Annotated in this window: 8 protein-coding genes and 1 pseudogene; 6 read left to right on the forward strand and 3 right to left on the reverse strand. The window is 71.6% G+C overall.

All coding sequences use genetic code 11. From position 1 onward, the window contains the following. The first annotated feature begins 85 nt into the window (after positions 1-85). On the forward strand, positions 86-2812 hold the full coding sequence (gene polA / locus KJK29_RS28980) for a DNA polymerase I (protein ID WP_215122122.1): 2727 nt from the start codon (positions 86-88) through the stop codon (positions 2810-2812). 547 nt (positions 2813-3359) lie between these two features. Beyond that, positions 3360-3830: a hypothetical protein gene (locus KJK29_RS28985; RefSeq protein ID WP_215122123.1), complete on the forward strand. Its 471-nt coding sequence runs from the start codon at positions 3360-3362 to the stop codon at positions 3828-3830. Here KJK29_RS28985 and KJK29_RS28990 read toward each other — a convergent pair. After that, positions 3748-4605, reverse strand: coding sequence for a DUF4184 family protein (locus KJK29_RS28990; protein ID WP_215122124.1), 858 nt, complete (start codon positions 4603-4605; stop codon positions 3748-3750). The genes KJK29_RS28985 and KJK29_RS28990 overlap by 83 nt on opposite strands. Positions 4606-4920: 315 nt before the next feature. Between KJK29_RS28990 and KJK29_RS28995 the strand changes: the two genes are divergently transcribed. The 3 genes from KJK29_RS28995 (at position 4921) to KJK29_RS29005 (ending at position 7975) form a co-directional block, all read left to right on the forward strand. Continuing rightward, positions 4921-6684 (forward strand): lytic transglycosylase domain-containing protein, encoded by a 1764-nt coding sequence (locus KJK29_RS28995; protein ID WP_215122125.1) that lies wholly within the window; start codon positions 4921-4923, stop codon positions 6682-6684. Between the two features lie 138 nt (positions 6685-6822). Then, the gene (locus KJK29_RS29000) at positions 6823-6957 is read left to right on the forward strand and encodes an SPW_0924 family protein (protein ID WP_215122126.1); all 135 of its coding nucleotides are present in this window, start codon (positions 6823-6825) and stop codon (positions 6955-6957) included. A 25-nt stretch (positions 6958-6982) separates the two neighbouring features. Beyond that, entirely contained in the window at positions 6983-7975 is a 993-nt protein-coding gene (locus tag KJK29_RS29005) for a DUF3068 domain-containing protein (RefSeq protein WP_215122127.1), read from the forward strand. Here KJK29_RS29005 and KJK29_RS29010 read toward each other — a convergent pair. Further along, positions 7965-10086: pseudogene (locus tag KJK29_RS29010) on the reverse strand (ATP-dependent RNA helicase). The gene KJK29_RS29005 and the pseudogene KJK29_RS29010 overlap by 11 nt on opposite strands. A gap of 4 nt (positions 10087-10090) precedes the next feature. Beyond that, on the reverse strand, positions 10091-10990 hold the full coding sequence (locus KJK29_RS29015) for a class I SAM-dependent methyltransferase (RefSeq protein ID WP_215122128.1): 900 nt from the start codon (positions 10988-10990) through the stop codon (positions 10091-10093). A gap of 313 nt (positions 10991-11303) precedes the next feature. Between KJK29_RS29015 and rpsA the strand changes: the two genes are divergently transcribed. Beyond that, complete coding sequence (gene rpsA / locus KJK29_RS29020; protein ID WP_215122129.1) at positions 11304-12803, forward strand: 30S ribosomal protein S1; 1500 nt, start codon at positions 11304-11306, stop codon at positions 12801-12803. Positions 12804-12861: the final 58 nt, after the last annotated feature.

Below are 12861 nucleotides of genomic sequence, written 5' to 3' on the forward strand. Positions count from 1 at the left end.
GGGCGGGCTCGGGGCCGAACCCGCCCGGAGCCCGCGCGGCCGGGGGCGGGGCCGAGTGTCAGTGGGGCGTGGCAGGATCGGGGACGTGGCAGAGACAGCAGCGAAGACGACCGACAAGACCTCCGGCGGCAGCCGCCCACGACTGATGCTCATGGACGGGCACTCGCTGGCCTACCGCGCGTTCTTCGCGCTGCCCGCGGAGAACTTCACCACCGCGACGGGCCAGCCGACGAACGCGATCTACGGCTTCGCGTCGATGCTGGCCAACACGCTGCGCGACGAGGAGCCCACACACTTCGCGGTCGCCTTCGACGTCTCCCGCAAGACCTGGCGGTCCCAGGAGTTCACGGAGTACAAGGCGAACCGCTCCAAGACCCCGGACGAGTTCAAGGGCCAGGTCGAGCTGATCGGCGAGCTCCTCGACGCGATGGGCGCCGCCCGCTTCGCGGTGGACGGCTTCGAGGCGGACGACGTCATCGCCACTCTCGCCACCCAGGCCGAGGCCGAGGGCTTCGAGGTGCTGATCGTCACCGGCGACCGGGATTCCTTCCAGCTCGTCAGCGAGCACACCACGGTGCTGTACCCGACCAAGGGCGTCTCCGAGCTGACCCGCTTCACCCCGGAGAAGGTATTCGAGAAGTACGGATTGACGCCCGCGCAGTACCCCGACTTCGCGGCCCTGCGCGGCGACCCCTCCGACAACCTCCCCGGCATCCCCGGCGTCGGCGAGAAGACCGCCGCGAAGTGGATCAACCAGTTCGGCTCCTTCGCGGACCTCGTCGAGCGCGTCGAGGAAGTCAAGGGCAAGGCCGGCCAGAACCTCCGCGACCACCTCGAAGCGGTCAAGCTCAACCGCCGCCTCACCGAGCTGGAGCGGCAGGTCGAGCTCCCCAAGGGCGTCACCGACCTGGAGCGGGCCGCCTACGACCGCACGGCCGTCGCGGTGGTCCTGGACACCCTGGAGATCCGCAACCCCTCGCTGCGCGAGCGGCTCTTCGCCGTCGACCCCGGCGCCGAGGAGGCCGAGACCACCCCGGTCAGCACGGAGGGCGTGGAGCTGGACGGCAAGGTGCTCGGCACCGGCGAGCTGACCGCCTGGCTCACCGAGCACGGCACCGGGCCCCTCGGCATCGCCACGGTCGACACCTGGGCGCTCGGCACCGGCTCCGTCGCCGAGATCGCGCTCGCCGCGCCCGGCGGACCGGCCGCCTGGTTCGACCCCTCCCAGCTCGACGAGGCCGACGAGACGGCCTTCGCCGCCTGGCTCGCCGACGCCGAGCGGCCCAAGACCTTCCACAACGCCAAGGGCGCCATGCGCGTCTTCGCCGAGCACGGCTGGAGCGTCGAGGGCGTGCGCATGGACACCGCGCTCGCCGCCTACCTGGTCAAGCCGGGCCGCCGCTCCTTCGACCTGGACGCGCTGTCCCTGGAGTACCTGCACCGCGAGCTGACCCCGGCCGCCGCTGCCGACGGCCAGCTCGCCTTCGGCGCGGACGAAGGCGCCGAGGCCGAGGCCCTGATGATCCAGGCCCGTGCCGTCCTCGACCTGGGCCAGGCCTTCGAGGGCCGCCTGGAGGAGGTCGGCGCCGCCGATCTCCTGCGCGACATGGAGCTGCCCACGTCCGCGCTGCTCGCCCGCATGGAGCGGCACGGCATCGCGGCCGACCGGGCCCATCTGGAGGCCATGGAGCAGATGTTCGCCGGCGCCGTCCAGCAGGCGGTGAAGGAGGCCCACGCGGCAGCCGGGCACGAGTTCAACCTGGGCTCGCCCAAGCAGCTCCAGGAAGTCCTCTTCGGTGAGCTGGCCCTGCCCAAGACCAAGCGCACCAAGACCGGCTACACCACGGACGCCGACGCCCTCGCCTGGCTCGCCGGCCAGACGGACAACGAGCTGCCGGTGATCATGCTCCGCCACCGCGAGCAGGCCAAGCTCCGGGTCACCGTCGAGGGCCTGATCAAGACGATCGCCGCGGACGGCCGGATCCACACCACCTTCAACCAGACGGTCGCCGCCACCGGCCGCCTGTCCTCGACGGACCCGAACCTGCAGAACATCCCGGTCCGCACCGACGAGGGCCGCGCCATCCGCCGCGGCTTCGTCGTCGGCGAGGGCTTCGAGTCCCTGATGACGGCCGACTACAGCCAGATCGAACTGCGCGTGATGGCCCACCTCTCCGAGGACGAGGGCCTGATCGAGGCCTTCACCTCGGGCGAGGACCTGCACACCACGGCCGCCTCCCAGGTCTTCGCGGTCGAGCCGACCGCCGTGGACGCCGAGATGCGCCGCAAGATCAAGGCCATGTCGTACGGCCTGGCCTACGGACTGTCCGCCTTCGGCCTCTCCCAGCAGCTGAACATCGAGGCGGCCGAGGCCCGCGCCCTGATGGACGCGTACTTCGAGCGGTTCGGCGGCGTACGGGACTATCTGCGCCGCGCGGTCGACGAGGCCCGGGCCACGGGCTACACGGCGACGCTCTTCGGGCGCCGCCGCTACCTCCCCGACCTCAACAGCGACAACCGCCAGCGTCGCGAGGCGGCGGAGCGGATGGCCCTCAACGCGCCCATCCAGGGCACGGCGGCCGACATCGTGAAGATCGCCATGCTCAAGGTGGGCCGCGCTCTGGAGGAGGCCGGGCTGGAGTCCCGGATGCTGCTCCAGGTGCACGACGAAGTCGTACTGGAGATCGCCCCGGGCGAGCGCGCGGCCGCCGAGGAACTCGTCCGCCGCGAGATGGCCGACGCGGTGCACCTCCGCGTCCCGCTGGGCGTCTCGGTGGGCGCGGGGGCGGACTGGGAGTCGGCGGCACACTAGGCGCTGCGCTGCTTGGGCCGGGCTGGGTTGCTTGGGTCGGGCTGGGCTGCTTGGGCTGGGCTGCTTGGGCCGGGCTGGGCGGGGAGCAGGGGCGGGGTGGTGCTTCGGGGCCGGGGCGTGTCGGGTGGCCGGAGAAGGCCGCCGCGGTTCCGTCCCGCCTCCGCCTAGGTACCGGCCCTGGCCTGGCCGGTCCCACTCTGGCCTCGATCCCATCCGAGTCGGGCCTGGCCCTCCCGGTCTCACCCTGGCCTCGATCCCGTCCGGGCACTGCCTCAGCCGGGCCTGGCCCGCCCCATCCAACCCTGGCCCCGATCCCGTCCGGGCACTGCCTCAGCCGGGCCCGGCCCGCCCCATCCAACCCTGGCCCCGTTCACATCCGGGCACCCGCCTCAGTCGGGCCCAGCCCTGACTCGGTCCCACCCTCGCCCCGATCTCATCCGGGCACCCGCCCCGGCCGAGCCCGCCCCACCCCGGCCCCCGCCAAAACCATCACTCGCGTGGCCCCCGTGAAGGCGCCCCCGCCCCCGACCGTCGCAAAGATGCGGGCATGGGTATACGCACGCTCCTCGGCCGCACGGCACCAGGCGTGGCGCTTGCGCCGGTCCGGGTCTACGCGGTCGACGCCAGCACGCTCCGCGTCCCCGAGACCCTCGCCATGGCCCTGCGCCGGACGGAGGCGGATCTCCGTAGCCGCCTGACCTTCGGACGCCGGCCCACCGACTCCACCGACCCTGGCGGCTTGCCCACCACCGGGCCCTCGGAGACCGGCGACCTGCCCGGCAGCCCCGAGACACCCGGCGAAACCGGCGGAACCACCACCCGCCGGACCTGGGCAGACCGGGCGCGCGGCTATCTGAGCCTCGTCCTCACCCTGCTCCCACGGCCGCGCCCCGCGCACACCACCATCACGGTGTACATCGCGACCAGCGAGCCCCTCAGCGAGCGGCCGGACGGCTCGGCTCCGTATCGCCGGCACGGTCAGAACCACCGAGGGCCGGAACCGGACGCCGCGCCCTGACCACCACGGCGTACAGCAGCAGCGCGGGGACGAGCCCCGCCCCCGCGCCGAAGCACACCGTCGGAATGATCTCCCACGGCTTCGCGGCCGATCCCCAGTAGGCCCACCACCCCGCCGCCCGCTGCACCGCACCCACCAGCGGGAAACCGCCGATCACGGCACCGGCCGCCCAACGGTCCCGCACCGCCAGCACCGGGACCCCCACCGGCTCACCCACCGGCATCCGCCGCAGCGCGCGCACCACGAACACGGCGATCACCACCGCGGCCACCGCAGAACCGCCGTACTGCAGGTACCAGTACAGCGGCGAGCCCGCCACCTCACGGCCCAGCACCGGGAACAGCCGCATCCCCCACCGGTCGAGATGCGTGAACGCGTCCCACACGACGTGCGTCAGCGCACCGAGCACGGCAGACACGTACCAACGCACCACCAGGGAGGGCGTCACCCGCGCGCGTGGCGCCCCGCATCGCACCAGGGCCGCCACCCGCCCCTGCCGGGCCCGCGGCAGCAACGCCACCAGCGGCTCGCGCATCAGCAGCCACAGCCCCACCAGCGCCCAGGCGATGAGCACATCGACCGTGAACACCCCGGGGAACGCGTGCGTGACGTCACCGAACTCCATCGCCCCGGACTGCACACTCGCCGCGTAGTAGGTCATGTCGGGCGCGAAGGACCCCGCCACGAGGACCGACGGCACCAGTCGGCCCCGGCCGGTCCCGTCGGTGCGTACGGCGGGCAGTACGGCTGCCGCGTGGCTCAGCGTGAACGGCAACTCTGCTCCAAGTGACGGTCGTTGCGGGAGGATCGGACGGCCCAGTATGCGGGAAGCCGAACACCGGACGCCCGTCACGCCCGCCACATGACCAACCGGTGAAAATCGGGCACGAACGGGTGCCCGAGCAAAGGAAGTTGCCGTAGGGTCGCCAGGGTCACCGTGCCGGGGGCGAGAGACAGGCGCGTCGGAGGGCAACCACTGGGGCCGGTCGATCGTCACAACAGAGCGAACGCAACAGAAGAACGCGAACGCAACAGAAGTGCGCGACAGACAGAGACGGGCGCCGGTGCGTCCACGGGAGGGGTTCACTCTATGGCGGCGCAATTCGGCAGGAGGCTGCGCAAGGGGGCGGCTACCACCGCCGTGGCCGCGGTAGCGGTCGCGGCACTGTCCGCCTCCCAGGCTCCGGGCGTGAACGACCACGGCAGACAGACCGCGGCGGACGCCACGCCCTCACCCGACGCGAGTGCCTCCGAGAGCAGTGCCACCGGCAACTCGCCGTACTACACGGACCTGCCGCCGCTCAAGAGCCCCAACCCGTCCCCGAGCACCGGCACCGGCCCCGTGACCCCCGGAACCAGCGAGGCGGGCATCCCCGCGACCGTCCTCGACGCCTACAAGAAGGCCGAGACCGCGCTGAACGAGGCCAAGCCGGGCTGCAACCTGCCCTGGCAACTCCTCGCCGCCATCGGCAAGGTGGAGTCGGGCCAGGCCCGCGGCGGCCGCGTCGACGCCGACGGCACGACGACCTCGCCCATCCTCGGCCCCCAGCTCGACGGCAACGGCTTCGCCCTCATCCGGGACACCGACGACGGCGCCTACGACGGCAACAGCTCCTACGACCAGGCCGTCGGCCCCATGCAGTTCATCCCGTCCACCTGGCAGTGGGCCGGCCGCGACGGCAACGCCGACGGCAAGAAGGACCCCAACAACATCTACGACGCGGCGCTCGCCGCCGGGCACTACCTGTGCCGCTTCGACTGGGACCTGTCCGACCAGGACGACCTCGACCGCGCGATCCTCAGCTACAACAACTCGCGGGAGTACCTGAACCTGGTCATGCGCTGGGTGGAGTACTACCGCAAGGGCACGCACGAGATCCCCGACGGCACCGGCACACTGCCCGACAACCGCAGCGACGACGGAGCCGGGACGAGCCCTTCGCCCTCCACACCGAGCACGCCGACGACCCCGAGCAATCCGACCACGCCGGCTCCGGGCAACTCGAAGCCCAAGCCCGACCCCAGGCCCAGCCCGCCCGAGAAGCCCGGCGGCGGCGCGACGACCCCGAAGCCGCCGACCGACCCCGGCGGCACCCCGACCCCGCCGCCCTCGACGCCTCCCACGAACACCGACACGGTGGACCACCTGGAGGACGCCGGAACCGCCAAGCTCACCGCCATGGCCGGGGACGCGTTCACCAAGCGGATCAGCACCCGCGCCGAGACGAAGGCCGGCAAGGCCGTCGCCAAGGTCAGGGTCCGCTTCACGATCATCGGCAGCACGGACACCACCTTCACCGGCGGCGAGAACGTGGCCACGGTCGCCACCAACAGCTCCGGCGTCGCCGTCGCTCCCGCTCTCCAAGCGGGGGAGAAGACGGGTGAGGTCACCGTCCGCGCCACCGTCGTGGGCCGCACGGTCGCCGGCCTCGACTACAAGGCCACCGTCACCGAACGCGCCGCCGACGCCCTCGCCCGCACCGGTGACGCCGCGCTGACCTGCGCCCCGGGCGGCGAGTTCGCGAACCAGGTCGAGGTGAAGGCCACGTACAAGGGCGCCGTCGCCGACGGCGTCGCGGCCACCGCCACACTGATCAAGTCGGCGGACGACCCGACCGCCACCGACAAGGGCCCCTACTTCAAGGACGCCGACGGCAAGGCCGTACGCACCCTGAAGGCCCTGAAGACGGACTCGAAGGGCCTGCTGAAGCTGCCGAAGCTGTACGCGGACGACACCACCGGCACGTTCCTGCTCCGCATCAACACCGCGGGCGGTGCGACGCTCACCGTCGAACTGACCGTGGCGGCGGCCGAGACGTCCTCGCCAAGCCCGTCCACGAGCCCCGACGCGTAGCTCTCAGGTACTACGGACGACGCCCCTCTTACAGGAGGGGCGTCGTTGTGTGTGCAACGTGTTCTCATCTCTGCCTCGCGTTGCTACGGTGCGGACAAACCTGACGGTGTATCAGCTCAACCGTGGGGAGGCCCCCGTATGCGCACCCTCGTCGCCGCCGCCACCGGCCTCGCCCTCGCGTTCGCCGTGGTCCTGACGCTGACCGCCCTCGGCACCCCCTCGGGCGGGACGTCCCCGAAGCCGCTGCTGACGACGGTGCCCGCACACCCCTGACCGCCCGCCCGGGACGGAGGCCGAGATGCGCCGCAAGGCCGCTCTGATCCTGCTCGCCCTCGCCGTGTTCTGCACGGCACTGTCCCCGCTGCTGCGCTGGTACGCCTTCCCGCGCCTCGCCAAGGTCCCAGCGAACCAGTACCAGGACATGGTCCTGGAGGCCCGCGATGCCACCCTCCTGGACTACGGCACCATGCGGGCGAAGAAGGTCCCCAAGGTCACCATCGTGCAGACCCTCAAGGGCAACGTGGAGGCCTCCGAGCGGATCGAGGAGTCGGCGGGCCGGGACGTCGTCGTCTGGGACGGCCTGTCCTACGTCGTCGGCCCCGACGGCGAGATGGTGTCGAAGATCCCCGAGCGCTACATCTTCGACGCCCACACCCAGGAGCCCGTCCACGCCACCGGCGAATCGGTCGACGGCGACCCGGTGCGCCGCGAGGGCATCGAGTTCAAATGGCCCTTCCTCACGGAGAAACGGGCCTACCAGTACTTCGACGCCCAGGCCCGCGTCACCGCCCCCATCCACTACCAGGACACCCGCACCTTCCGCGGCCTGGAGGTCTACTACTTCGAGCAGACCATCCCCTGGACCAAGGTGAAGATCCCGAAGACGCTGCCCGTGGAGGGCCTCACCCCCGAGTCGGTCGCCCAGACCGGCACCACCCGCTGGTACACCACGGTCCGCAAGTTCTGGGTCGAGCCCCTCACCGGCGCCCCCGTCTACGGCGAGGAGATCCACAAGGAGGAACTGCGCGGCGGCTCCCTCCTCGGCGACCGCGAGAAGGTCACCGCGTTCGCCGGCCACGTGAAGATGCGCGAGGACTACATCACGCACACGGTCGACCTGGTCAAGTCCCAGCGCCTGCTCATCCTGCTGATGACGTCGTACCTGCCCTGGGGCTTCCTCACCCTCGGCGTCCTCCTGCTGGCCCTCGCGCTGTACCTGGAGGCCCGCGGCCGCCGCCCCTCCGGCTCGGTCCCGAGAGCGTCGGAGGAACCGTCGCAGGTCAGCGCCTGAGCCGGGCGTTGGTGTACCGGGTCGGCTCGGCACCCGCCGGGTCCTCGGGCCACGGATGCTTCGGATACCGCCCGCGCAACTCCGCCCGTACGCCCTTGTAGCCGTCCCGCCAGAACGAGGCGAGGTCGGCGGTGACGGCGGCCGGCCGCCCGGCCGGGGACAGCAGATGCACGAGCAGCGGCACCCCCGCGACCCGGGGCGACTCCTGCAGCCCGAACATCTCCTGCAACTTCACCGCGAGCACGGGCTGCTCGGGCCGGGAGTAGTCGACACGGACCCTCGACCCGCTCGGCACGGTCATCCGCTCCGGGGCCAGCTCGTCGAGTCGCCCGGCCTCCCCGGAGGCCCAGGGCAGCAGCCGGGCGAGCGCCTGACCGGCATCGATCCGCGCCAGATCGGCCCGCTTCCGTGCCCGGCTCAGCTCCGGCTCCAGCCACTCGTCCACGCGCGCGTGAAGCGCGTCGTCGCAGACATCGGGCCAGGGCTCACCGAGGTGCAGCCGCAGAAAGGCGAGCCGCTGCCGCAGGACCTCGGCATCCGCCGACCACCGCAGCAACCCGAGCCCTTCCCGCCGCAGCCCGTCCAGCAGCGCACCGCGTACGAGCCCGGGATCGGCGTCCTTCAGCGGCCGCACCGTCAACTCCACGGCCCCCAGCCGCTCCACCCTCCGCGCCACGACGTCCCCACCGTCCCAGCACACCTCGTCCCGCTCGTCCAGCAGCGCCCCCGCCGCGAGCCGGGCGATCCCCTCGTCGATCACGGCCCCCGACCGCACGCGCGCGTGCCCCTTGCCGACGGGCCGGTCCGCCACGGCGACGGCGACCCAGTCCGCCCCTCGCAGCGCGCTGCCCTCGCCCATCTCGGCCCGGGTCCCGGACACCATGAGGCACGACCCACCGTCGACCCTGGCGACCCGCTCGGGAAAGGCGAGAGCGGCGACGAGCCCGACCTGGCGGTCTTCGGCGGCATCCGTCCATGCCTGGGCCTCGTCCTCTGCCCCTACCTCTGCCTCTGATCTCCGGCGAAGGAAAACGCGGCAGACGCGCATCCTCGGCCTCCGCCCAGCAGCGGTACACCGCCCCCGGCGCCTCACGCCCGGCCCGCCCCGCCCGCTGCCGCCCGGCAGCCTGCGACGCCCGTACCGTCGTCAGCGCGCTCAACCCGCGCGCGTGGTCGACCCGCGGCTCGCGCGCCAGCCCCGAGTCCACGACGACCCGCACACCCGGCACCGTCAACGACGACTCCGCCACCGACGTGGCCAGCACGACCCGCCGCCGGTCACCGGGGGCGAGCACCGCGTCCTGCACCGCGGCCGGTGCCCGCCCGTGCACCTGGAGCACATCAGTGCCCCCAAGATCCCCGAGCTGCCCGGCCACCCGGGCGATCTCGCCCACGCCCGGCAGAAAACACAGCACGTCCCCGTCCCGCTCGGCCAGCGCCCGCCGTACCACCGACGCCACATGCGTCAGCAGCGCCGGATCGACACGCATCCCGTGCGGCGGCCGTACGGGCCGCGCCGGTGGCGCCCACACCGCCTCCACCGGATACGCCGCGCCCCGGGCCTCCACCACGGGCGCCCCGCCCAGCAACTCCGCCCACCCCTGCGCGTCGGTCGTCGCCGAGGCGGCCACCAGCCGCAGCTCGGGCCTCAGGGTCTGCCGCACGTCCCACAGGAACGCCGCCGCCGTGTCCGCGTCCAGATGACGCTCGTGGCACTCGTCGAGCACCACCACGTCGACACCGGTCAGCTCCTGGTCCCGCTGCAACCGCTGCACCAGCACACCGGTCGTGACGACCTCCACGCGCGTGTGCCGCCCGACGACCCGCTCCCCGCGCACGGTGTAGCCGATGCTCCCGCCGGGCTTCTCACCCAGCAGCCACGCCATCCGCCGCGCCGCCGCCCGGGCCGCGATCCGCCGCGGCTCGGCCACGACCACCCGCCGCTCGGTGCCTTCCCCGAGCAGTCCCGCGAGGGCCAGCGGCACCAGGGTCGTCTTGCCGGTGCCGGGCGGCGCCACGAGGACGGCGGTGCCGTGCCCCTCCAGAGCGTCGTCCAGGGCGGGCAGGGCACCACGTACGGGCAGGGCGTCCAGAGCGTCGTAGCGGATCACGCACTCAGTCTCTCGCCCAGCCTCCGGCCGGGGGTGCCCCCATCTCGCTTCGCTCGCACACGAAGACGGCCGTCCCCGGGATCAGGTTCCCGCGCAGGGGCGACCAGCCGCCCCACTCGGAGGTGTTCCAGGCCGGCCACTCCGGCTCCACCAGGTCCACCAGCCGCAGGCCCGACGTCACGACGTCCCGGACCCGGTCGCCGATCGTGCGGTGGTGCTCGACGTAGACCGCGCGGCCCTCGTCGTCCTGCTCGACATAGGGCGTGCGGTCGAAGTACGACCCCGACACCGACAGCCCCTCGGGCCCCGGCTCGTCCGGGAAGGCCCAGCGGATCGGGTGCGTCACCGAGAAGACGAGGCGGCCCCCGGGCCGCAGCACCCGGCGCACCTCCCGCAGGACCAGGCGCGGGTCGGCCACGAAGGGCAGCGCCCCGTACGCCGAGCAGACCAGGTCGAACGAGCCGTCCGCGAAGGGCAGCGCACCGGCGTCGGCGCACACCAGGGGGAAGGGGCCGCCGATGCGCAGCGCGTGCTGCAACTGCCGGTGCGAGATGTCCAGGGCGACCGGCCGGGCACCCTGGCCGGCCAGCCAGCGCGAGCACTGCGCCGCGCCCGCGCCGATCTCCAGGACGTCCTTGCCCTTGAGCTCCTCCGGCGGGCCGAGCAGCTCGGCCTCCACCTCGTCGAGCCCCTCGGGGCCCCACACGAACCGGTCGTCCCCGAGGAACGTGCCGTGCTCGACCTGATACTCGTCCGCGTTACGGTCCCACCAGCCACGATTGGCGCGGGAGCTCTCCGCGACCCCGGCGGCACGCCGGGTCGCCTCGGGTTCGGACGTTTCGAACTCTTGGATGATCGGCTCCCTCGTCGTACTCTTCCGTCCAGCTCGCTCCGGTGGCTTCACGAAGGGGTGCTGCAGGGCCCGCGTGGCCTCGGAAGACAGGACTTGTGCCGGTTATGCGGCGATCTGCCCCGGGTGGGCGGCTTCGCGCATTGACCCTGCCCGGCTGCCCCCGTATGCTACAAGTTGCGCTGCGGGCCTGCGCACCTCAGACGTAGCAGGTTGCGCTCGCATCTGTATGTATGTCCCCTCGGTTCTCGAGGCGCCACCGTTTTTCTGTGGCGCTTCCTTGGCTGTCCGGCTTCTGCAGAGCGAAACGGGCTTCCGGCGTAGCAGTACCTACGACTTCAATGTCCGTACCGGAGCCCTTTCCCACATGACGAGCAGCACCGAGACCACCGCAACGACCCCGCAGGTTGCGGTCAACGACATCGGTAACGAGGAAGCCTTCCTCGCCGCGATCGACGAGACGATCAAGTACTTCAACGACGGCGACATCGTCGACGGCGTCATCGTGAAGGTCGACCGGGACGAGGTCCTGCTCGACATCGGTTACAAGACCGAAGGTGTGATCCCGAGCCGCGAGCTCTCGATCAAGCACGACGTCGACCCCAACGAGGTCGTCGCCGTCGGTGACGAGATCGAGGCCCTTGTTCTCCAGAAGGAGGACAAGGAAGGCCGCCTGATCCTCTCGAAGAAGCGCGCCCAGTACGAGCGTGCCTGGGGCACCATCGAGAAGATCAAGGAAGAGGACGGGATCGTCACCGGTACCGTCATCGAGGTCGTCAAGGGTGGTCTCATCCTCGACATCGGCCTCCGTGGCTTCCTCCCGGCCTCCCTGGTCGAGATGCGCCGCGTTCGCGACCTCCAGCCCTACGTGGGCAAGGAGCTCGAGGCCAAGATCATCGAGCTGGACAAGAACCGCAACAACGTGGTCCTGTCCCGCCGTGCCTGGCTCGAGCAGACCCAGTCCGAGGTCCGCCAGACGTTCCTCACGACCCTCCAGAAGGGTCAGGTCCGTTCCGGTGTGGTCTCCTCGATCGTCAACTTCGGTGCCTTCGTGGACCTGGGTGGCGTCGACGGTCTGGTCCACGTCTCCGAGCTCTCCTGGAAGCACATCGACCACCCCTCCGAGGTTGTCGAGGTCGGCCAGGAAGTCACCGTCGAGGTCCTCGACGTCGACATGGACCGCGAGCGTGTCTCCCTGTCGCTGAAGGCGACCCAGGAAGACCCGTGGCAGCAGTTCGCCCGCACCCACCAGATCGGCCAGGTCGTGCCCGGCAAGGTCACGAAGCTGGTTCCGTTCGGTGCGTTCGTCCGCGTGGACGAGGGCATCGAGGGTCTGGTCCACATCTCCGAGCTGGCCGAGCGCCACGTGGAGATCCCGGAGCAGGTCGTCCAGGTCAACGACGAGATCTTCGTCAAGGTCATCGACATCGACCTCGAGCGTCGTCGCATCAGCCTCTCGCTGAAGCAGGCCAACGAGTCCTTCGGTGCCGACCCGGCCGCGGTCGAGTTCGACCCGACCCTGTACGGCATGGCCGCGTCCTACGACGACCAGGGCAACTACATCTACCCCGAGGGCTTCGACCCCGAGACCAACGACTGGCTCGAGGGTTACGAGAAGCAGCGCGAGGAGTGGGAGCGCCAGTACGCCGAGGCGCAGACCCGCTTCGAGCAGCACCAGGCGCAGGTCATCAAGTCCCGCGAGGCCGACGCCGCTGCCGCGGCCGAGGGCGGCGACACCGCGGGTGCGGCTCCGGCCGCGAGCGGTGGCGGTTCGTACTCCTCCGAGGGCCCGGACAACTCCGGCGCGCTGGCTTCGGACGAGGCGCTTGCCGCGCTTCGCGAGAAGCTGGCCGGTGGGCAGAGCTGAACGCCCACTGAGCTGTAGCTCCTGACTGAGGGGCCGTACCTTTCGAGGTGCGGCCCCT

Origin of the sequence: Streptomyces koelreuteriae, from assembly GCF_018604545.1 — a bacterium.
Lineage (GTDB): Bacteria > Actinomycetota > Actinomycetes > Streptomycetales > Streptomycetaceae > Streptomyces > Streptomyces koelreuteriae.